Below are 21171 nucleotides of genomic sequence, written 5' to 3'. Positions count from 1 at the left end.
AGCCACACCCCGGTGCCCGCCATTGCCGCCGCCCACTGGCAGGCGGCGGAGCCCGAACTCCCCATGCTGCTGCTAGCCAAAGGGGCACTCACCTGCCGCGCCAACCTGCTGACCGGCCCCTACCGGCCGCAGACCGAATATGCCCGCTACTGGTTGCAGTGGCGCAAGGTAGCCATCACCGCAGGCTTGTTGCTGCTGGTGGCCCTCGGCCAGCGCGGGGTGCAGCTCTATCAGCTCACCGAGCAGGACAAGGCGCTCAAGGCGGAGATCCGTCAGGTCTACAGCCGCATCTTCCCTAACGAAAGCCGCATCGTGAACGTGCGCAGCCAGATGACCCAGCATCTGCAACAGATGGGACAAGCCCCGCAAAACGGCGTACTGCTGATGCTCACCGAGCTGGCCCCCACCTTTGCCGAAGTACCCGGCCTCAAGCCGCAGGTGATGCGCTTTGATGCCAGTCGCCGCGAGCTGCGGCTGCAGGTGACCGCTCCCGGCTTTGCCGAGATCGAGCGGTTCCGTGAGCTGGCTGGCAAGCAATTCGAGGTACAGCAAGGCGAGGTGCGCAGCACCGAGGGCAAGGTAGAGGGCGCACTGGTGCTCAAGGGTAAATCATCATGATGGAAAAATTGCAGAGCTGGTGGCACGGCATCACCGCACGGGAACAGCGGCTGGTGGTCACGGGTGGCGTTCTGCTGCTGGTCGGTCTCTTCTACTGGAGCGTCTGGCAGCCCATCGCCAACCGCATCGCAGAGCGGGAGCGGCAGGTGCAGAACCAGCAGCAGACCCTCGCCTGGCTCAAGGAGAAGGGGGAAGAGGTGCTGGCCATGCAAGGGGGCTCGGGTCGCCAGATCGATACCAGCGGCACCCTGGAAGGGGTGGTCAACCGCACCGCCTTCAACCACAAGATCAAGATTGCCCGGCTGCAACCCCAGGCGCAGGAGTTGCAAGTGTGGATCGACACGGTCCAGTTCGATGACTTGCTGCTCTGGCTCTCCACGCTGGTGGAGCAGCACGGTATTCAGGTTCAAATCATCGAGATCGCCCGCGAGGATCTGGCCCCGGGCCTGGTCAAGGTCAGACGTTTGCAGTTGAGTCGTCCACAATGAAAAAGCGCATCCTGATTGCCAGCCTGTTTCTGGCCGCCTATCTGGTCTTCCTGCTGGCCACCCTGCCTGCGGCACTGGTGGCTCGCTATCTGCCGCTGCCTGCCAACGTCGCCAATCTGCTGAAACTGGAAGGGGTGAGCGGCACCCTCTGGAACGGCCAGATTGCCCGACTGCAATATGCCAGCGAATCGGTGAACCAGCTGCGCTGGGATCTCAACGGCTGGTCGCTGCTGCGCTTCGCCCCCGAAGTGGCCATACGCTTTGGCGATCGCAACGGGCTCAATGGTCAGGGCGTTGTCGGCTGGAATGGCTCCGCCTTCGGCCGGGATCTGACCCTTAACGCCCCCGCCCCCTGGTTGCTGAGCCGGGTGCCGATGCGCCTGCCGATCCCGATCTCCGTCAGCGGCCAGCTACAGCTCAAAGTGGAGCAATTTGCCCAGGGCAACCCCTGGTGTGACAACCTCTACGGCAACCTCGACTGGTACAACGCCAGTGCCGATACCCCGGCGGGCAAGCTGGATCTGGCCGACCCCGAGGTGAAACTCACCTGCCTCGACTCCAAACTGGTGGCCGAACTCAAGCAGGGCTCGGATGCGGTGCAGACCATGGGTCGCCTCGAGCTGCAACCCAATGGCCAATACCTGTTCCAGGGCAACCTGAAACCGGGCCCGGCACTGCCGCCACAGATGCAGCAAGGGCTCCCCTTCCTCGGCCAGCCCGACAGTCAGGGCCGCTTCCCCCTGCGCTATCAGGGGCGGATCTAAGCCATCATTCAAGGTGAAAATGGCTCAGGGACAACCCGAGCAATTTTATCGTCCATGTGACGTGTCAGTTGAAATGCCAGATACGACAGATACAAAAAAGCCCAAGCGATTGAATCGCTTGGGCTTTCTCTTTGAATATGGCGGAGGAGGTGGGATTTGAACCCACGGATGGTCGCCCATCGCCGGTTTTCAAGACCGGTGCATTCAGCCGCTCTGCCACCCCTCCGAACGGCGTGCATACTACGCTAAGCCCTTGTTCATATGCAATACATATTTCCTGTGGGATAGTGTGCGGGAGCAAAATGGCAGGTGGCTTGAAATTGTTCCTCGTCATCCCTATTTGTTCTACATACAATGCGTAAACATGCAGTAACAAACAGCGATCACGAGGCGGCTGCTCGCCGTCTCACCCGGACATCAAGAGGACACCCAAGATGGATACCCGTTCTATCTACACTGGCACCCAAAGTGCCGTACGCGATACCAACAAGGTGCTGCGTAACACCTATATGCTGCTCTCCCTCACTCTGGGCTTCTCTGCCGTGGTGGCGGGGGTCGCTACCGTGATGAACATGCCGCCGCTGCACTGGGCCGTGTTCCTGATCGGCGTCTACGGTCTGATGTTCCTGACCGAGAAGAATCGCAACAACGGCATGGGGCTGGTCTTCACCTTCGCCCTGACCGGTCTGCTGGGCTATAGCCTGGGCCCCATCATCAACATGTACATGAACAATGGTGGTGGCGAGATCGTGATGACCGCCCTGGGCGGCACCGCGCTCACCTTCTTCGGTCTGTCGGCCTATGCCCTGACTACCAAGCGTGACCTCTCTTTCATCGGCGGCATGCTGTTCGTCGGTTTCTGGGTACTGCTGGTAGCCATGATTGCCAACATCTTCCTGCAGATGAGCGCCCTGAGCCTGGCTCTGTCCGCCATGTTCATGCTCTTCTCCTCCGGGGCCATCCTGCTGACTACCCAGCAGATCGTGCGCGGCGGCGAGACCAACTACATCTCTGCCACCGTCACCCTGTATGTCTCCATCTACAACATCTTCCTGAGCCTGCTGAGCCTGCTTGGCGGCAACCGCAACTAATCAGAAACCCCGCTTCGGCGGGTTTTTTATTGGCGTCGATTTTTGTCAGGATAAGTTGTAAATCAAGGATATGAAGCGAAGTGGCCCTGATTTGGATCAGGGCCACTTCGCGCTTGGCGGGTTACTATCTCGCTCTCGTTTCGATCAAGGGTTTCACCTGTCTCATGCCGATGGATCTCTCTGGCCTGCTGCGCCGACTGCTGATTGATAGTCACATCGATTTTGCTTCGCTCAAGGGTGGTGCCTAGCATGCCCATGGAATTCTCCGGTTTGTTACGCCGACTGCTGACCGATAGTCACATCTACTTCGCTCTCAAGGTGCTGCTGGCCATTCTCGGTCTGCTCGCCTTCACCCTGGCCACCGGCAATATCCAGCTCACCGTGCTGCTCTCCCTCGGGGTCGTGGCGGGCGCCATCGCCGAAACCGACGACAGCCTGTGGGGGCGCCTCAAAAACCTCGCCATGACGCTGATTTGCTTCATGTTCGCGTCCCTGTGCGTGCAGTATCTCTACCCCACCCCCTGGCTGTTTGCCATCGGGCTCGCCAGCTCCACCTTTATCTTTGTGATGGTAGGGGCGCTCGGTGCCCGCTACGCCACCATCAGCTTCGGCTCGCTGCTGATCGCCATCTACACCATGCTGGGTGCCGCCAAGGCGCCGGATCTCTTCTACCAGCCGCTGGCGCTCGGCGCTGGCGCCCTTTGGTACGGGCTGGTCTCGTTTATCTGGCTCTGGCTGCTGCCCTACAAGACCCTGCACGAGCAGCTGGCCCAGAGCTACTTCGCCCTTGGCCGCTACCTGCTGGAAAAGTCCCGCTTCTTCCCGGCGGACGAGCACGGCGCCCAGGCCATTCGTCACAATCTGGCCCAGCTCAACATCAATCTGGTGAGCGCGCTGACCCTCACCAAGTCGGCCCTCAACGCCCGCCTGAGCCGCCGCCATCCGGCGAGCCCCGAGCTTGCCAGCCTGCTGCGCCTCTATCTGCTGGCGCTGGAGATTCACGAACGTGCCACCTCCAGCCACTACCCCTACAGCCGGCTGGAAGCGGAGCTCAAGCAGGGCATAGTACTGGAAGGATTTCAGGAGGTGTTCCTGCAGCTCTCCGAGGCATGCCAGCGGCTCGGTTACGCCATTCTGGTGCACAAGCCCTACGCTCACAACAAGCGCATTCACTGGACACTTGAAGCCCTTGGCGATCAGCTGGAGTTCACCAATCTCAAACAGCACTACCCGAAAACCCTGCTGACGCCGATGAAGTTCCTGCGCCGCAATCTGGCCAGCATCAACCAGCTGCTCGGCAGCGCCGAAGTGCTGCAAAACCCCGAGCAGCCGGAGCAGGAGCTGCCCGCGCTGGCGCGGCCGCCCCGCCTGCCGCTGCTGACCCAGCTCAAGCAGCACCTCACCTTGCACTCCATGGTGTTTCGCCATGCGCTGCGCCTCTCCTTGGGGCTGGTGATCGGCTACGGCATACTGCAAGCCTTTGATCTGGAAAAGGGCTACTGGATTTTGCTGACCGTGCTGTTTGTCTGCCAGCCCAGCTACAGCGCCACCCGCCGCCGACTGGTGCAGCGGATGCTCGGCACCTTCGCCGGTATTCTGGTGGGCATTCCGGTGCTCTGGCTGTTCCCCGAGCTGCACGTCCAGCTGGTGGTGATGGGGCTGGCCGCCTTCCTCTTCTTCACCCAGGTGCGCAACAACTACAGCGCCGCGGTCTGCTTTATCACCCTCTACGTGCTGATGGCGTTCAACCTGCTTGATGGCATCGGCTTTGCCATTCTGGGGCCACGGCTGCTCGATACCCTGCTCGGCTGCCTCATCTCCTACGGGCTGGTGGCCTGGCTCTGGCCTGACTGGCAGTACAAGCGGCTGCCGACGCTTATCGCCAATTCGCTCTCGGCCAACGCCCGCTACCTCTCGGCAGTGCTGGCAAGCCTCAAGCAGCAGCGGGACGAGTCCATCGACTATCGGGTGGCGCGCAAGAGCGCCCATCTGGCAGACAGCGAGCTGGCCACCGCCTGGCAGAGCATGCTGGTAGAGCCGCAAAAGCGCCGCCGCTTCCTCGATCTCTGCTTTACCCTCACCTGGCGCAACCACGCCCTGCTCTCCTACATCTCGGCGCTGGGGGCCCATCGCGACAAACTGGAGGCCATCAGCGGGCTGGATGAAGTACGCCACCACATCTGCCACACCCTGGAGCAGGCCGCCGGTCATCTGGCGGGCAACCCCTCCAGCTCCGTCGGTGGTCAGAGCCCCCTTCTTTGCACGGACAGCAGTCCGGACAGCAGCGAGGAGCAGCTGATGCTGACCCAGCAGCTCAACCTGATCAGCGAGCTGGCGGATCAGCTGCTGCATCTGGCTAACGAGAGCCGGTTGCTCACCGGGGATCAAGGCGCTACCATGCCCGCCCAATCCTGATAGCCCCATTAGCGAGGAGCCCTCATGTCTGCGTCCGAAAAACATCAGCTGGAATTCAACGGCCAACTCATCGAGACCGATGCCAAGGGCTACCTGCTCAACAGCAACGACTGGAGCGAGGAGCTGGCGCTGGTACTGGCCGCGCAGGAGGGGATCGAGCTTGAGGAGCCGCACTGGGAAGTGGTGCGCTTTGTGCGCGCCTTCTATCTTGAGTTCAACACCTCCCCTGCCATCCGCGCGCTGGTCAAGGCGATGGAGAAGCAGTACGGCCCCGAGAAGGGCAACAGCCGCTATCTCTACAAGCTGTTCCCGGAAGGGCCCGCCAAGCAGGCGACCAAGATTGGTGGCCTGCCCAAGCCGGTGAAGTGCATCTGATCCCATGCATCTCATCCCATAACAACGGGGGCCGCAACTGCGGCCCCCGTTGTGTTTGGTGCGCTATCTTCGCGCACCTCGTCTTAATATCTCTCAGGTTTCCAGCCAGCCTTATTCCCGCTTGTCAGCCAGCGCCACCAGCTGCTCCGAAAGCCTGTGACCGTGCAGGTAGGAGGCGATCAGCTCGCTATCCGCTTTGCCGATTTCAATCTGCTGATACCAGTGCTCCAGCATGGCGGCAAAGCCGCGCTGGGCCAGCACCGGCTGCCAGTCGTTGGGGCTAAGCATCTGCGCCTGCTTGTCGCAGGCGATGCTGCCGCGGGTGCAGTTCTCAAGGTGCAGGGAGAGATTGTCGCCGTAGGCATCGATGCGCTCCTCGGTGATCCCGGCGCTGCGGTTCATGCTGCCGCTGATGGCGCGATCCCCGCTCTGCCAGCTAACGCTTACCCCGGCCAACAGGCTGTTATCCTGCGCACAGGGGCGCAATACCGCATGAAAGTCACCGTCCGGCACGCCGCCATAGAAGCAGAGGCTGTCGAGCACATGGATAAAGTCGTCAAACATAAAATCCCGCGCCTTGCCGGGCAGGGCGAAGCGGTGTTTCTGCCAGTTAAGCTCGGTAAGCGGCTGGGCCCGCGCCTCGGCCATGGCGGGCAGATAGCGGCGGTTAAAGCCGGTAAAGAGGGCACAATCTTGTGCGATGGCGAGGTTGGCCAGCGCCTCGGCTTCGGCCAGATTGTCGCACAGGGGCTTGTCGACAAAGGTGGGGATCCCTGCGCGCAGGCACTGCTCGGCCAGCTCGCGGTGCACGACGGTCGCGGCGTGGATCATCACGGCATCGGGACGGCTGGCCAGCATGGCCGCCACATCGGTAAAGCACTCGGCGACCCGATACTGGCGGGCGAGCTTTTCCAGCACAGATGGATTGCGGGTGCAGAGCAGCGGGGTGACCCGCTCATCGCTCGCCAGCAGCGGCAGATAGGCTTTTTGGGCGATATCACCCAGACCAATCATGGCAATGCGCATCTCAACTCCTTTTCACTCGATAACGGGACAAGCGGATAACTGCCCGCACCATCGCAGGATTTGTCCCGCAGATCCAGCCTGCCGTTAGCGCGCTGGCTGGCGTGTGCAGCTCTCGGCAAACGGCGGCGTTATCCGGGCATGGCAAGATCGCAAACCGACTTGATCACCTCGGCCAGCCACTCGATGGCGAGATTGCCCTGGCTTTTGCGGTGTCTGCCGACCACCACCTCGAACGGCTGGGGCGCCCCGGCCAGCTCCAGCACACGAAAATCCCCGAGGGCGGCGATGGCCGACGGAATGCAGGCCGCCACGTCATTGACCGACATAAAGGCTTGCAGCGAGGTGTAACAGGGGAGCGTCGCCACCGCCGCGCTGGCAACCTGCTGCGGGCTCATCTGCCCTTCGAAATTGCCGACGCTGTTGGCAAACTGCACAAAGGGGATGGCCGCCAGATCCTGCGGGGCGTTGTCCGGAAGATATCGGGAGTCGCGGCGCAGCACGCAGCAGTAGTGATCCCGGCGCAGGGTGGCGCGCAGCAACCCCGGGTCGAGATAGGCATCAAAACCAATCACCAGATCGACCTCGCCGCTGGCCAGCGCCTCCAGATGCGCTTCGGCCTGAAAGTCCACCACATCGAGCCGGATGGAGGGCGCCTGACTGCGCAGAGCGCTCGCCAACCTTGGGATAATGGCGAGCTGGGCATATTCGTTGGCCATCACCCTGAAAGTGCGCTGGCTGCTGGCGGGGTCGAAGGGCGCAGCCACAAAGACCCCGTCGATATCGGCCAGGATCTGCTCGAACTTGTCGGCCAGCTCGCAGGCGTAGTCGGTCGGCTGCAATCCGGCGCTCTGGCGGATAAAGAGCTCGGCGGGAAAGATATCGCGCAGCTTTTTCAGATGGCTGCTCACCCCCTGTTGGGAGATCTCCAGCAACTCAGCCACCCGCGACACACTCTTGTATCTGACCAGCAGCACCAGCACCCGCATCTGCCTGATATCGATCCTCTCCACCCTTACCTCACCAATTTCAGTTGTATCACATACAAATCACCCATGATTTACATTGTATCAGTAGCTCTCTAACCTTGCAGCTCTTCCAGCAAAGCGAGGTTAACGATGAAAACAGTCATTCTGATTGGTGCTCAGGGGAAAATGGGGCAAGCCGCCCTCAGTGGTCTGGGCAAGCACAAAGTCATTACCGCCAGCCGCTCCGGCGAGGGGTGTGATTTTCAGGTGGATATCACCAGCCGAGAATCCATCGAGCGACTCTACCAAAACGTGGGCTCCTTCGATGCGGTGGTCAATACCGCCGGCTATTGCGAATACGCCCCCTTTGGCGAGATGAGCGACGAGCAGTGGCAAACCACCATCCAGAGCAAGCTGATGGGCCAGATCAATCTGGTCAATATCGGTCTCAACTACATCAATCAGGGGGGCTCCTTCACCCTGATCTCCGGCATCCTCAATATCAAGCCGATCCCGCTGGCCATTGCGGATGCCACCACCAGCGGCGCCATCGATACCTTTGTCCAGTGCGTGGCCCACGAGCTGCCCCGCGGCATCCGCATCAATGTGGTCAACCCGACCGTACTGGAAGAGGCGTGGGACGTATATGGCGAGATGATGCCAGGCTTCCAGCCGGTGCCGGGCGCCCTGGTCGGCAAGGCGTTTGAGCGCTCCGTCGATGGCTTTATTAGCGGCCAGGTGCTCTATGTCGATGCCTGATCCGGTTCAGGTGTGACCCCAATGCCTTTGTAATTCCTTGTCGATGTTTTTCCTCTTCCCCGACAGTGCCAGCTTTCAGTTTTTTTGTATGACGGGAGCCAAAGCTGCAACAGAATGGGTTTCGTATTGAGCCCATTTTGGCTAGCATGCCGCACTTCACGAAGCGACAAGGGCAAGGACGCGATGAGCAACAAGACACTGCAATCTCTCTTTCACTACAAACGCTGGGCCGATGGCGAACTGCTGGATGCCATCGCCACACTCGATGCACAGCAATATGGCGAGGCACACCACACCTGCCTCAGGATCTTCAACCATATCCATGTGGTCGATGCCATCTTCAAGGCCAATCTGCTGGGGGAACGCCACTGTTTTACCGCCACCAATACGCCGGAGACACCGACCCTCAGCGCCCTGCGCAGCGCAGTCACCGAACTGGATAACTGGCTGGTGAATTACGTCGCGGCGCTGAGCCAGCAAGAGGGGGCAACCCCGCTCTCGTTTCGCTTTGTCGATGGTGACAAGGGGCAGATGAGCCGCGATGAAATGCTGCTCCATCTGGTAAATCATGGCGGCTATCACAGGGGAGCCATCGGGCGGATTCTGGTGCAGTGTGGCATCACGCCGCCGCGCGATACCCTGACCACCTTTTTGCATCGCAGCGAGCCGGAGCGACGTGGCCAAGATAGCGCGTCACTGGCGCAATAACGGAGTCTTGTCCTTATGAATCGTCTTGTATGTATTTCTCATCCGCTGCTGCTCGCGCTGCCATTGCTGCTAGGTGGCTGCGCCGCCGCCATCGATCACTATTCGGGGCGCTTTCGCGAGACCCTGACACAGGGACAACCCCGAGAACATATCCGTGCCGAGTTGGGCGAACCGCAGCCTTGTACACAAGGCCAATATATGGATACGCCGCAGGTCAAGGGGTGCGATCGCTTTACCGTGCTCGGCAAGATCCACAAGCGCGCTGACGGCAATGGCCAGGCCACGGCGAGCGCCGTGACATTGGGGCTGGGGGAGCTGATCCTGGTGCCGATGACGGTGGCCGGGGTCGCGGCGGATTACACCCAGCGCCACACCATTACCGTCTATTACGATCGGGACGATCACTACCTGTTTCACACCCTGCAGAACGCCAAGGGTCAGGAAGTCAGGCAGTAGGTTGCCATCGCCCATGATCCGTCTTGACTGTATCTCAAACCATTATGGCCCGAAGAGAGCTGACATTTCACAAACCACATGAGAGCCCCTCCCGTCACTAATAAAAAACAACTTGATAACAGATTTTAAAAGGCGAAGCTTTTCTGATGGTTACATCACTTTTGCTCTCGCTTGCACAGCTTCATTTGGCTTATCATAGCCACTCGATACCTATAAGAACGCATAGATATTGCCTCTTCTGATAATCAGGTCATATAAGACACAGCAATTGAAGTGAATTAATGCATTGAGCGCTGATAATCAAAAGCTGCCAGCGCTAATGCGCCCAAAGTCAATAGCTGTCGATATTTTACCGCCCCCGAAGAAGCTTTGATGCCGACTTTATTGGTATGTCTAAATCTCGCTATTAAATAAAAATGGCAAGGAATAGCTATGGATAAATCGTTTCGTCTTGCGCCTATCAGCTGTGTGCTGATCGTGGCTGTTGGTTGCAGTTCTCAGCAGATGCAGAATTTCAAATCTACTGTCAATGACATTGGCAAAGATTACGGTATGCCGGTTCTTTGTGGGGCTGGCATTATAGCCGGGGGCGCTGCAGGCTACGCGCTCAACGGAAAGAAAGGTGCTGTTGCAGGGGGCGCCATCGGGGGGGCGCTAGGCTGTGCTGCAGGCTATATGTGGCAGTCACGGCTACAAGAGCTTGACCGGATAGCCAAGGAAGAAAATCTCAACATTGCCACCGAGAAACTGACCGTTGCCGAGCCATCTGCAGTTACGGGAGTGCCACAGGATGCAGGACTGGTAGCTCAGATACCCGATTCCGGCATGTTTGCAATTGGCTCTGCTCAATTGACAGAGAGCGGTCTGCGAGTGGTCACAAAACTGGCCCAGCTCTATTCCAAACCCGCCGCCGCTGACGCCTCGAATGCGCGCCGCATTCTCCTCGTCGGCCACAGTGACGCCACCGGCCCTGCAGAACTGAATCTGCGACTGTCCGAACAACGGGCAAGAGCCGTCGGCAAGATCTTGGTCGCATCGGGTATCCCGGCCTCTTCCATTTATTATCAAGGTGCTGGTTCTTCTCGCCCTATAGCAGACAACAGTGATCCCTTGCTTCGCGGTCAGAATCGCCGGGTCGAAATTGTAGAACTGGCAAACGAGCAGGCCTTGGTCATGCGAGCCCAATCCGAAGAGAGCAATACCCGATATCTGCGTTATGGGACTTCCGAGACCGCCAAACCTCGTGTGGCTGCGACCAGACCTGCGGCTCAGTCCGCAAGCGGTTCAGGCAAGGTGACGACCACGTCGCAAACAGCACCTCGTCACACAACAGCCAAGCAGAGCGCTCCAGACACCAGCATGGCCAAGGCCGCCCCCAACGCCAAGGCAGCAGTGGACTTCGGCGGCAAGCCTGCTGAAACCTATCAGTGGAACATGGCTCAGAACATCAAGCCCAAAGCGAGCGGTTTTGCCCTCATTAGCAGCGCATACGCAAGCGACATGCCGATGTCGAGCTGTGAGGCAGATAAGCCGCGCAGTGCTGGCCAGGTACTGAGCATGGCGGACGACAAACCTCTCCCACGTCATGCCACCAAGGAGTACATGCCCGGCTATAACAATCGTGTCTGGGCCAATACCGTCAACGGCCACCTGGTGACTGTTTCTCCGGTTTCCATCTTGCGTGACAACGCCAAGGTCGATCGTCAACCGATCCTGCAGGTGGTTCAGGGTTACAAATCTTCGAATCAGAAGAAGCCTCAAACCCTCAAGGCGGTGGCCAACACCTATGAGGGAGAAAGTGAAGTGCTTTACCGTGTCTTCACCAGCGATCCCAAGGCATCTGTGTCCTGCATGGATCTCGTGTTCAGCAAAGGCAACGCCCAGGTAAGCCAGGGAGCCCTGTTCTATCCGGCAGGTTCCGAGGCTTATGTTGCCTCCTACAAGCCCATTCCCGCCACCCATTCCAAATAAGAAAACGGAGAAACTTAGTGGAAGACTTTTCTTTGGCAGCGCTCAAAGCGCTGATCCTCGCCAACCAGATGCTGACCGTTGGCCTTGTTTCATTCCTCATCAGTGCCGTTGTGGTATGGCGGCATTGGGAGAATGTCTCCTACTTCCTGATCCGGGTATGGCACAGCCTCCCTCTCATCGGCACCGTGGCTCGCCTCGCGCGCAAACCAGCCTCGGTCGATGGAGATGGCTGGATCAACCATGAAGTGACCCTGTCCAATGTGTATTTCCGCGAATACAAGAAGCATTTAAAAGGAACAGATGCCTACAACGCCTCCCTCGACTACCTGGCCAAGGCAGGAGAGGCTGGTCGTTCCCCGCGCCCTGCGTGGGTTCTGGCCTTGGTGCTAGTACTGGTACTGGTCGAGGCAATGGGGTTTGCCTACGTGCTCGCAGGTTGGATGAACATGGATGCATCAACCAATGACCGTCACCTGCTGGCGGCCGCGACTGCGCTATTGCTTGCCGTCGCATCCGCATTTCTAGCGGAAGTTGCCGGGCACACCCTGCATCACAACAGTCTGATAGCCCGTGCGCGCCACTGGTGGCAAGGGGAAGAGCCATCCAAACGCTCTCGTACCCTCAAGGCAAACAAGGCCATCAATCTGGAAGACTCATTCTCGGATTCTGACAAACCTGACTATGAACAGCTGCTGGCACGCCTGAAGGATGTGAATTCCAATGTTAGCCGCAAGTTTGTCTGGCTGATTGTCTGTGCTTCATTTGTTGCCTGCATGGCTGTTGGCGCCTTCGTGGTACGCTCCGCGACCCTCGATAGCATCGAAACCGAGATGGTCAACAATATGCGTGCAGAAACAACGGCCCAGCATGACAGCAGCATGAGTTCGCCATTTGATCTGCCGGAAGAGTCTCAGGCAATCAACAACGAGGCGGAAGAAGCCACCATCGAAGACAAGATGCAGGCAATCCGTGAGGCCAGCCTGACCACCTACGTCATGCTGTCGCTCATCTATATCGCCATCCAGGGGATCAGCATCTGGCTTGCCAGCAAATACCATTTTGCGGGCACCCATTCCAAAACAGCCTGGCGTCTGACTCACGAGTACGCGACTGCCGAGGAGATGCTGGACGCGATGGACCAGCAACGCACTGCCATTGCCAGCCATGCCGATGACAAACTCCGCCGTTTGCAGACACTGTTGTCGAGCCGTGACCATACCAACTCTGCTGTGCTAGGTGCGCTGGAAGGGGAGAAATCTGCCCGTCGTAACTTCCTGGCCTTTATTGAAAGGCCGAGCACTGTACCATCCAAGGTTGCCCCTCAGGCAACTCCGGCAGCGCAAGCCGAGGTGGCACCGGCCGTACAACCTGCGGTTGCTCAAGCAGAAACGGAGGTCCTATCTACCACTGATGCCCCCAGCCAAGCCGGACCTAGCGTCAAGGCCGCCGATTTCCATGATGTCACTGGCCTGCCCGAAGAGAGCCTGGCCGCGGCCAGCCGCGCACTGGGTGTTGATGAAGCTCAGTTGCGTGATATCCGTGAGCAGCAGATGGCCCTCAAGACCCTGGGCCTCTTTCCCGCCAAGCAGAGTGCCTAATCGTGAAGATCACCCATATATTGCTACTGGCGTTGACGCTGCCTTGTGCAGCGTTGGCGGCCGAGCGTAACGACATACAGAGCTGCTATGAGCGTAATGGCCTGGCCGACATGAAACCTGCGGGCACCGGCCGCGAGCTGGTAGTCATCATCGACCAGACCATTCCGATGCCTGAAGACCTGCAACGAAGCAGTTGGGGGCAGATCGAACGGTTCGTCCAAGCCGGTGATCGCGTCAAGCTCTATACCTTCTCCGCCTTCTTGCCTGGTGAATACCTTCGCCTGACTTATGCGGGGCAACTGGATATGCCGCTGGAAGGGGAAGTCCGGGACGATGTCAGCATGCGTAAATTGCGCGGTCTGGACACCTGCCTGACGACGCAGACCAAGGTCTTTCGTAACGGCTTTGGCAAACAGTTCGTGAAAGCACTACGTGATGCCCGCCAAGACATCCCCAAGAGCGAAATCATGAACTCGCTGCGAAAAGTGGGTGAGGATATGAAGGCCGAGCAAGGCGTCAGTGACCGCGTCGTGTTCCTCATTTCGGACATGCTGGAGCACTCCGATTACACCAGCTTCTATGCCACCAACAAGATCAAGCAGCTCAATGTAGGCGACGAGCTCAAGCAGGCCAAGAACAAGGGGCTGTTTGCCGATCTGCAAGGCGCTCGCGTCTACGTCACGGGCGCCGGTCTGGTGACAGATGCGGTGAAGCATGCCTATCGTTCCGGCAAGACCATGGATGCACTCGGTGACTTCTGGTCACAGTACTTCGAGCACTCCCATGCCACTCTAGTGAACTTCGGAGCCCCCAGCCTGAGCACGGATTTGCAGTAACCGCCACATCCACAGGCAGAGCTCCGCGCTTCAACCACATCACACAAGGGCGACCAACCGGTTGCCCTTGTTATTTTCATTGCTGCCCACCTTCTCCCTGCGGGATCGCGTTTTTATTGCCATCTGATTGCTCCTGCCAAACACGTCAAAAACGGGCTCCAAGCCCATCTATCGGGCAGGCCAAGATAACAGAAGCGCTCCCTGATGGGCATGCTCGCCACGTCTGTCCCCTTGCTTACTGCTTTATCAGAAGTCATCAGCCTGTCATCTGGCTGACATCCCGCGGTCATTTTCAAGCCATAGAGTTTTTCACTTATTTTTCATATGGATAGATAAGGAACATCATGACTTTCCCGCGCTCTTCTTATGTGGCTTTGGCCGTCTCGCTGGTCTTGCTTGGTGGCTGCCAGTCAGAGAACGAATCGTCTACCGACAGCCAGGGCAAAACCGCCTACCAATACAGCACCAAAGCGGTCTACAGCCCGCAACAGCAGGCGGAGAGTTACGAGCCAGCGCCCCAGGGGTTCAGCCCGGTCTTTACCGAGATGGTGGCGCGCCACGGCTCGCGATCCCTCTCCAGCCCGAAATATGACGTGCTGACCAAGCTGGTCTGGGAAGAGGCGCAGCGTCAGGGGGCGCTCACCACTCTCGGGCAGGGGCTGGGAGGCAAGGTCGATCTGGTGACGGCCGCCAACCAGAAACTGGGCTATGGCCTGCTCTCGGCGCTGGGCAAGGAGGAGCACGCCAATCTCGCCACCCGGCTGGCGGCGCGGCTGCCAACCCTGCTCAACAGCAGCGAGCCCCACTGCATCAAGGTGGTCACCTCGGGCAAGGACAGGGCCAACGAAAGCGCCTTCTACTTTATGGAGAGCCTCAAGCGCAACGTGAGCTATGTCAGCGACTCGGCGCAGTGCTACCTCAAGCAGGATGACCCCTCGAAAATCGACAAAAAGCTGGTCAACAAGTTCGAGCTCTACTTCCACAAGACCACGCCCGAGGGGGATTACGCCCGCTACCTGCCCGCCTATGAGAGCTACCAGCGCTTTATCGGCGACGAAGATGCCGGAGTCGCCCCGGCCCCCGAGCTGGCCAGGGCGCTGGATCAGCTTAAAAACCTGAGCAAGACCAAAGAGATGGCTCGCAGCATGCTGGAGCGTATCTACAGCAAGGGGTTTGTCGACTATCTGGCGGGCGGCGTCGAGTTTGTCGCCGTCAACCCGGAAGATGGCGGCATGACCTATGTGCGCGACGAAGTGGATGCCGCCCTGATGCTCTACAACCTCTTTATCATCGGCCCCGGCATGATCCGCGAAGCGCAGGCACAGGGCAGCGAACCCTGGGCGCTGGAGCAGTTCCTGACCCCGGAGGAGTCTGCCTGGTTCTCCTACCTCTCCGATGCGGAAGATTTCTACGAAAAGGGGCCGAGCTTTGCCAACCAGAGCGCCCCCTACGCCATTGCCCAGCCGCTGCTCGACGGCCTGTTTGGCGAGGTGCAGCGTCAGGTAGTGGAAGGCGAGCAGAGCCGACGGGCCACCCTGCGCTTTGCCCACGCCGAAGCCATTATCCCCCTCGCCGCCCTGATGAAGCTGGAAGGGAGCCGTCAGGGGGCCAGCCCGGATCAGCTGTTCAGCCAGCAGAACAACGAGTGGCGAGGCGGCTGGGTCTCCCCCTATACCGCCAATATTCAGTGGGATATCTATCAGAACGGGCAGCGGCAGGTGCTGGCCAAGATGCTCTACAACGAAAAGGAGATCGCCTTTAAAACGGGCTGCCAGCCCTACCAGAGCGGCAGCCACTACTACGACTTCGAGGAGCTCAAGCGCTGCTACGGCTATAACGGCTAGCCCCAAACACGCCGGATATGGCAATCACAAGGGGTGACCAGCAGGTCGCCCCTATTCACTCCCTTCCCTGCTTGCCAAAGCGGGATATGGCTATAAAGCCGCCTTCCGGTTCCATTTGCTGATCCAGTTCAAAAAACGATTAATTTCTGATAGTTAGGTCACTTTAAGTCTCGCCTCGGCAGTTTCGTTTGGCTTACCATAGCCACTCAGAACCTGTTGAACTGCGATGGGTTGCTGCCAGCGCGGGTCAAGGGAGCATATCGGAAGCTGTAATCCACGGGCGGTAGCGTGGAAATTGGTTGTAATAGGCCTAACACAGAAAGGTGGGTGCCCCATATTTCTTAAAAAATTAGAATAATAGCCTCCTTTTTTTCATCCCATCTTAGGGATTTATATAAGCTAGAGATAAGCAATATGTTCAAAGTAAAAAAATTTAAACAGGCATTAGTAAGTGAAAACTACCCTATTTTTAGCTTATCACATGATAACTGGGATGACTTTGGGACAAAGTGTACTTTTCATCTTCACTATCATAAGAGCCAGTTAGAGTCTTTTCTTATTGGCGAAGTAAAAATATTGCAAAAGAAAGAAGACACTACAGAATTACCAAGTGAATTTCACTCACTTAATGATAAATACATTAGCCTTGGTCAAGATATAGACTACTATAGCAATTTGATAAATATAATAGGAGGTAGTGAATCTGAGCTTATTTTAGAGGCATTAAATGATATTTCATGGAACCAAAACAAAGCTGATGGGTTCGAAGGAGAATCTGCATATAGGAATTCCCTTTTCAGAAATAATAGTGCTAATAGTGCCTTTAGATTTGGACGATCAGTTATTTTAGGTGAAGACTTTGATGAAAATTTCTCATTCAAATACAACTCTTATATTGATGGGGCAGATGGTCCATTCACAATAACTGTAGATTTTGATGAAAATGACATCTTGCCTGGTAGAATAGTCTGTGTTATTGGACGTAATGCTGTAGGAAAAACCCAACTGCTAGGTAATCTAGCAAAAGATCTTGTACAGGTTGGAAGGGTATCTCAGAAAACAGTTAATGATAAAAATAAACGATTTGATGGTAATAGACCAATATTTAATCGTGTAATAACCGTTTCATATAGCGCATTCGATAAGTTCATCAGACCCAAAAAACCTCAAGCTAGCTATGTGTATTGTGGCATTCGAAATGAAAATGGTACTTTATCAAAAACATCTCTCATAGAAAACTACAAGAAAAACTTACTAAAAATAAATGAACTAGGAAGAAAAGATGCTTGGATTTCATTCATGTCTGAGATTCTTGATAATTCTAGTGGTGATTTTTTGGACCAACTTAAAATTGAACTAGATAATGATGCTAACGATGATGCATTATCGCTGTTAAGTTCTGGCCAATCGATACTAGCGCATTTTGTGACAGCCCTTGTTGCGCGTATCCAAAATAATACTTTAGTTTTGTTTGATGAGCCAGAAACACACCTACACCCAAATGCTGTAGCTCATCTATTCAATGTTATGAATAAGATGCTTAAGCTCTATAACTCATTTGCCATCATAGCGACACACTCACCAATCGTATTACAAGAAATACCACGAAAGCGAGTAATATTACTAACTCGGGAAGGTAATAGCACAATATCTACAAATATGCAGTTTGAAACATTTGGTGAAAATATTTCAGAATTAACAAAACATGTTTTTGATACAGTCACAATACCAAATTATTATAAAAGTGTATTAAAAAGGCTTTCAAATAGGTTTTCATTTGAACAAGTGAATGAATTATTTGAAAATAATTTAAGCTTCAATGCTAAAGCATACTTGCTTGCACAGTATGGTGATACTATATGAGAAATCTGATAGTACCACCATCCAATGTTCCTTTTTCACAAAGACATAAGGATGTTGTTAATTCGAAAACTAATACCGTGAAAGGCATTCGGAACGAAACAAAATTCAATCTATTAAATTTAGAAAACCAAATCCTTGCTCGATATACAATCTTCGAACGTGCTGTAGCTCAACGAAACTTATTTAACTTATCAGAGGATAATGTTCTCGCAAGGCATAAAAACGATTTATTAAGCTGTTATACCGGTCGTACAGAAAAAGTTAAAGAAATATTCCGTTTAATTGAAAATGCACAGCCGCCAAGACTATTAAAACGATGCCCTTATTGCGGTGTTACACTACCAAAAACGTTCGACCACTATCTCCCAGAATCAAAGTTCCCAGAACTATCAGTGCATGCATTGAATTTAGTCCCTTGTTGTGGAACTTGTAATCAAACAAAAAACAATGATTGGAAAAATTTAAACCATAGGATTTTTTTACACTTTTATAGTGATGAAATTCCTGCACTACAATATTTAAATGTAAACTTGCATACTCGAGCTGGAGTTAACGCTATAGGCGCTAGTTTTTCAATGAATAGACCAGCAGGAATATCTGATGATATTTGGGCTGTACTGACAGCACATTATACAAAGCTGAATTTAATCTCTACATACAATGAGCTCGCAAATGATGAGATATCAGAGTTATTTAACACCTGCCTTAGTCACCTTCGTAGCGGTGGAAATAATGTTGGTCAATTCATAAATCATTTATTATTAACTGAAGAACAACTATATGGTTTAAATCATTGGCGTGTAGTTTTGATGAAAGCTCTGTCTACAAGCAATAACTTCTCTATAGCTGTTAATGATGCACTGTAAGAAAAATTAAACCTCCCTAGGAGAAACAACCAATAAAAAGGCGACCATACGGTCGCCTTTTTTACTTCTATCGCTTTCCAATCAGGAAATATTACCGCGCCGGTCGCTTGGCACCATTCCCTTTGGCCGCAGGCTTGCCGCCCTGCTGAGTGGCAGGTTTGGCGGAGCCTGCCCGTGTTGGCGCCTTGCCCTTATGGGCGGGTTTGCCGGTCGGTTTGCCCTTGCCTGCACTCTTACCGACATTCTGACCTGCGCCTTGTCCGGCGGGCTTGCCGTTCCCCAGCTTGAGCTCGGAGACCAGCGGCTTGCCGCCCGTCGGCTTGTTGCCTGCGCCATTACCACGCTGATGGGCAATGTTGCTGTGACGGGTCAGGGCCGGTTTCATGCCCTTGCCGCTGGCGGCGCGCTCGTTGCGCCGCTCATTCCTACCTTCTGGCGGCACCAGACAACCGGGGCCATTGCCAATCAGGTGGCCCTTGCCCATGGCGAGCAGGGCTTCGCGGATCATCGGCCAGCCAGCGGGGTCGTGGTAGCGCAGCAGCGCCTTGTGCAGACGGCGACGGCGCTCGCCCTTGGCAACAAACACATCGCCACCGGTGCGGCTCACCTTGTTTAACGGGTTTTTCTCCGTGTAATACATGGTGGTGGCGTTGGCGAGCGGCGACGGGTAGAAGTTCTGCACCTGATCGAGCTTGAAGCGGTTCTCTTTGACCCAGAGCGCCAGATTGATCATGTCTTCATCCGTAGTGCCCGGGTGGGCGGAGATAAAGTAGGGGATCAGGTACTGCTGTTTGCCCGCCTCTTTGGAGTATTTGTCGAACAGCTCCTTGAACTGGTAGTAGCTGCCCATGCCCGGCTTCATCATCTTGGAGAGCGGCCCCTCTTCGGTGTGTTCCGGCGCGATCTTGAGGTAGCCGCCAACGTGGTACTTGGCCAGCTCCTTGATATAGCGGGGATCTTCCACCGCGATGTCGTAACGCACGCCGGAGGCGATCAGGATCTTCTTGATCCCCTTGAGGTCGCGCGCCTTGCGATAGAGGTTGATGGTCGGGCTGTGGTCGGTGTCCATGTGCGGGCAGATGGTGGGCCAGACACAGGAGGCGCGACGGCAGGTCTGCTCGGCCTTGGGGCTCTTGCAGCGCAGCTTGTACATGTTGGCGGTGGGGCCACCGAGATCCGAGATGACGCCGGTAAAGCCCGGCACCTTGTCGTGGATATCTTCGATTTCCTTGAGGATCGACTCTTCCGAGCGGCTCTGGATGATGCGCCCTTCGTGCTCGGTGATGGAGCAGAAGGAGCAGCCGCCAAAGCAGCCACGCATGATATTGACCGAGGTCTTGATCATCTCGAAAGCGGGGATCTTCTCGTTGCCATAGGCCGGGTGCGGCACCCGCTGGTAGGGCAGGCCGAATACGCCGTCCATCTCCTCGGTTTCGAGCGGGAAGGCGGGCGGGTTGACCCAGACGATGCGATCGCCGTGGGCCTGCGACAGGGCGCGGGCGCAGCCGGGGTTGGTCTCGTGGTGCAGAATGCGCGAGGCGTGGGCGTAGAGCACCTTGTCCTCTTTCACCCGCTCGAACGCCGGCAGCTTCACATAGGTTTTTTCCCACGGCTTGGGTTTGGGTGGCTGCACCAGCACTGGCTGGGCTTCCTGCGCGGCAGGTGCCGCTTCAGTGGCGTCGTCAGAGCATGGAGCCCCTTCCATATAGGGGTTCATGATGGGATCGATGCGGCCAATCTGGTCGAGCTTGCTCGAATCCACCCCTTTCCAGCCCGGCAGCGGCTCCTTGCGGATAACGGCGGTGCCGCGAATATCCTGCATGGTCTCGATGGTCTCCCCCGCTGCGATGCGGTGGGCCACTTCCACCAGCGGCCGCTCGGCGTTGCCGTAAATCAGGATATCGGCCTTGGCATCGAGCAGGATGGAGCGACGGATGGTCTCGGACCAGTAGTCGTAGTGGGCGATACGGCGCAAGGAAGCCTCGATACCGCCGATGACCACCGGCACCTCCTTGAAGGCCTCCTTGCAGCGCTGGGTATAGACCAGGGTGGCGCGATCCGGCCGCTTGCCGCCCACATCCCCCGGGGTGTAGGCGTCGTCGTGGCGCAGCTTTTTGTCGGAGGTGTAGCGGTTGATCATGGAGTCCATGTTGCCTGCGGTCACCCCGAAGAAGAGGTTCGGTTTGCCCAGACGCATAAAGTCATCTTTGGATGACCAGTCCGGCTGGGCGATGATGCCGACCCGAAAACCCTGCGCCTCCAGCATGCGGCCGATGACCGCCATGCCGAAGCTCGGGTGATCCACATAGGCATCCCCCGTCACCAGAATGACGTCGCAGCTGTCCCAACCGAGCTTGTCCATCTCTTTGCGGGACATGGGCAGGAAGGGCGCCGTGCCGTAGCACTCGGCCCAATAGCGGGGATAGGAGAAAAGGTTGGGTACCGGCTGCATTTTGAACACCTGGAAAAATTCGGGTCGCGCATTATACCGGTTGCGGCCAAGGGGAGCGATGGCTTTTTGTCCCTAT

17 protein-coding genes, 1 tRNA gene and 1 pseudogene are annotated in these 21171 nt (G+C 56.4%); 15 read left to right on the top strand and 4 right to left on the bottom strand.

From position 1 onward, the window contains the following. The 3 genes and pseudogenes from exeL to exeN all read left to right on the top strand — a co-directional run. Nucleotides 1-618: pseudogene (exeL, locus tag L972_RS04275) on the top strand (GspL family type II secretion system protein ExeL); the annotation flags it as partial. Further along, nucleotides 615-1106 (top strand): GspM family type II secretion system protein ExeM, encoded by a 492-nt coding sequence (exeM, locus tag L972_RS04270; protein WP_042083641.1) that lies wholly within the window; start codon nucleotides 615-617, stop codon nucleotides 1104-1106. The pseudogene exeL and the gene exeM, both read left to right, overlap by 4 nt. Then, nucleotides 1103-1870, top strand: a complete 768-nt coding sequence (gene exeN / locus L972_RS04265) for a GspN family type II secretion system protein ExeN (RefSeq protein ID WP_047436003.1) — start codon at nucleotides 1103-1105, stop codon at nucleotides 1868-1870. Before exeM ends, exeN begins: the two co-directional genes overlap by 4 nt. Nucleotides 1871-2008: 138 nt before the next feature. On the opposite strand, the gene L972_RS04260 is transcribed toward exeN, so the two are convergent. Then, nucleotides 2009-2096, bottom strand: a tRNA-Ser gene (locus tag L972_RS04260). Between the two features lie 208 nt (nucleotides 2097-2304). Between L972_RS04260 and L972_RS04255 the strand changes: the two genes are divergently transcribed. The 3 genes from L972_RS04255 (at nucleotide 2305) to L972_RS04245 (ending at nucleotide 5751) form a co-directional block, all read left to right on the top strand. Continuing rightward, complete coding sequence (locus L972_RS04255; protein WP_005338308.1) at nucleotides 2305-2961, top strand: Bax inhibitor-1/YccA family protein; 657 nt, start codon at nucleotides 2305-2307, stop codon at nucleotides 2959-2961. Nucleotides 2962-3210: 249 nt separating this feature from the next. Further along, nucleotides 3211-5376, top strand: coding sequence for a YccS family putative transporter (yccS, locus tag L972_RS04250; protein ID WP_047436001.1), 2166 nt, complete (start codon nucleotides 3211-3213; stop codon nucleotides 5374-5376). A 24-nt stretch (nucleotides 5377-5400) separates the two neighbouring features. After that, nucleotides 5401-5751 carry a TusE/DsrC/DsvC family sulfur relay protein gene (locus tag L972_RS04245; RefSeq protein ID WP_005347582.1) on the top strand — a complete coding sequence of 117 codons (351 nt, stop codon included), beginning with the start codon at nucleotides 5401-5403 and terminating at the stop codon, nucleotides 5749-5751. Between the two features lie 111 nt (nucleotides 5752-5862). Here the strand turns inward: L972_RS04245 and L972_RS04240 are convergent, their stop codons facing one another. Both L972_RS04240 and L972_RS04235 read right to left on the bottom strand, forming a co-directional pair. Continuing rightward, nucleotides 5863-6777, bottom strand: a complete 915-nt coding sequence (locus L972_RS04240; protein WP_047435999.1) for a Gfo/Idh/MocA family protein — start codon at nucleotides 6775-6777, stop codon at nucleotides 5863-5865. A gap of 128 nt (nucleotides 6778-6905) precedes the next feature. Continuing rightward, nucleotides 6906-7787, bottom strand: a complete 882-nt coding sequence (locus L972_RS04235) for a LysR family transcriptional regulator (RefSeq protein WP_047435998.1) — start codon at nucleotides 7785-7787, stop codon at nucleotides 6906-6908. A 105-nt stretch (nucleotides 7788-7892) separates the two neighbouring features. On the opposite strand from L972_RS04235, the gene L972_RS04230 reads away from it, so the two are divergent. From L972_RS04230 to L972_RS20575, 9 genes are all read left to right on the top strand, one after another. Next, nucleotides 7893-8501 (top strand): short chain dehydrogenase, encoded by a 609-nt coding sequence (locus tag L972_RS04230; protein ID WP_033113045.1) that lies wholly within the window; start codon nucleotides 7893-7895, stop codon nucleotides 8499-8501. Between the two features lie 183 nt (nucleotides 8502-8684). Next, nucleotides 8685-9209 carry a DinB family protein gene (locus L972_RS04225; protein ID WP_047435994.1) on the top strand — a complete coding sequence of 175 codons (525 nt, stop codon included), beginning with the start codon at nucleotides 8685-8687 and terminating at the stop codon, nucleotides 9207-9209. Between the two features lie 15 nt (nucleotides 9210-9224). Next, nucleotides 9225-9665 carry a hypothetical protein gene (locus L972_RS04220; protein WP_021229110.1) on the top strand — a complete coding sequence of 147 codons (441 nt, stop codon included), beginning with the start codon at nucleotides 9225-9227 and terminating at the stop codon, nucleotides 9663-9665. A 432-nt stretch (nucleotides 9666-10097) separates the two neighbouring features. After that, a complete protein-coding gene (locus L972_RS04215; RefSeq protein WP_047435991.1) occupies nucleotides 10098-11636 on the top strand; it encodes an OmpA family protein in 1539 nt (512 codons plus the stop codon). A 17-nt stretch (nucleotides 11637-11653) separates the two neighbouring features. Continuing rightward, nucleotides 11654-13234: a hypothetical protein gene (locus tag L972_RS04210; protein WP_047435989.1), complete on the top strand. Its 1581-nt coding sequence runs from the start codon at nucleotides 11654-11656 to the stop codon at nucleotides 13232-13234. 2 nt (nucleotides 13235-13236) lie between these two features. After that, nucleotides 13237-14070, top strand: a complete 834-nt coding sequence (locus L972_RS04205; RefSeq protein WP_047435988.1) for a hypothetical protein — start codon at nucleotides 13237-13239, stop codon at nucleotides 14068-14070. A 344-nt stretch (nucleotides 14071-14414) separates the two neighbouring features. Then, nucleotides 14415-15914, top strand: a complete 1500-nt coding sequence (locus L972_RS04200; protein ID WP_047435986.1) for a histidine-type phosphatase — start codon at nucleotides 14415-14417, stop codon at nucleotides 15912-15914. 414 nt (nucleotides 15915-16328) lie between these two features. Further along, nucleotides 16329-17777, top strand: coding sequence for an ATP-dependent nuclease (locus tag L972_RS20580; protein ID WP_081990687.1), 1449 nt, complete (start codon nucleotides 16329-16331; stop codon nucleotides 17775-17777). Then, entirely contained in the window at nucleotides 17774-18643 is an 870-nt protein-coding gene (locus tag L972_RS20575; protein WP_081990686.1) for an HNH endonuclease, read from the top strand. The genes L972_RS20580 and L972_RS20575 overlap by 4 nt, the downstream gene beginning before the upstream one ends. 91 nt (nucleotides 18644-18734) lie before the next feature. Here L972_RS20575 and L972_RS04195 read toward each other — a convergent pair whose 3' ends face one another. After that, nucleotides 18735-21095, bottom strand: coding sequence for a YgiQ family radical SAM protein (locus L972_RS04195; RefSeq protein ID WP_047435985.1), 2361 nt, complete (start codon nucleotides 21093-21095; stop codon nucleotides 18735-18737). Nucleotides 21096-21171 lie beyond the last annotated feature (76 nt).

Origin of the sequence: Aeromonas sp. ZOR0001 (assembly GCF_000801015.1) — a bacterium.
Classification (GTDB): Bacteria; Pseudomonadota; Gammaproteobacteria; order Enterobacterales; family Aeromonadaceae; genus Aeromonas; species Aeromonas veronii.
This window is presented reverse-complemented; position numbering and strand designations above follow the sequence as displayed.

Bases quoted from the DNA above. Each gene is read 5' to 3' on its own strand.
- exeM (WP_042083641.1), top strand. From the start codon at position 615: ATGATGGAAAAATTGCAGAGCTGGTGGCACGGCATCACCGCACGGGAA.
- exeN (WP_047436003.1), top strand. From the start codon at position 1,103: ATGAAAAAGCGCATCCTGATTGCCAGCCTGTTTCTGGCCGCCTATCTG.
- L972_RS04255 (WP_005338308.1), top strand. From the start codon at position 2,305: ATGGATACCCGTTCTATCTACACTGGCACCCAAAGTGCCGTACGCGAT.
- yccS (WP_047436001.1), top strand. From the start codon at position 3,211: ATGCCCATGGAATTCTCCGGTTTGTTACGCCGACTGCTGACCGATAGT.
- L972_RS04245 (WP_005347582.1), top strand. From the start codon at position 5,401: ATGTCTGCGTCCGAAAAACATCAGCTGGAATTCAACGGCCAACTCATC.
- L972_RS04240 (WP_047435999.1), bottom strand. From the start codon at position 6,777: ATGCGCATTGCCATGATTGGTCTGGGTGATATCGCCCAAAAAGCCTAT.
- L972_RS04230 (WP_033113045.1), top strand. From the start codon at position 7,893: ATGAAAACAGTCATTCTGATTGGTGCTCAGGGGAAAATGGGGCAAGCC.
- L972_RS04225 (WP_047435994.1), top strand. From the start codon at position 8,685: ATGAGCAACAAGACACTGCAATCTCTCTTTCACTACAAACGCTGGGCC.
- L972_RS04220 (WP_021229110.1), top strand. From the start codon at position 9,225: ATGAATCGTCTTGTATGTATTTCTCATCCGCTGCTGCTCGCGCTGCCA.
- L972_RS04215 (WP_047435991.1), top strand. From the start codon at position 10,098: ATGGATAAATCGTTTCGTCTTGCGCCTATCAGCTGTGTGCTGATCGTG.
- L972_RS04200 (WP_047435986.1), top strand. From the start codon at position 14,415: ATGACTTTCCCGCGCTCTTCTTATGTGGCTTTGGCCGTCTCGCTGGTC.
- L972_RS20580 (WP_081990687.1), top strand. From the start codon at position 16,329: ATGTTCAAAGTAAAAAAATTTAAACAGGCATTAGTAAGTGAAAACTAC.
- L972_RS20575 (WP_081990686.1), top strand. From the start codon at position 17,774: ATGAGAAATCTGATAGTACCACCATCCAATGTTCCTTTTTCACAAAGA.
- L972_RS04195 (WP_047435985.1), bottom strand. From the start codon at position 21,095: ATGCAGCCGGTACCCAACCTTTTCTCCTATCCCCGCTATTGGGCCGAG.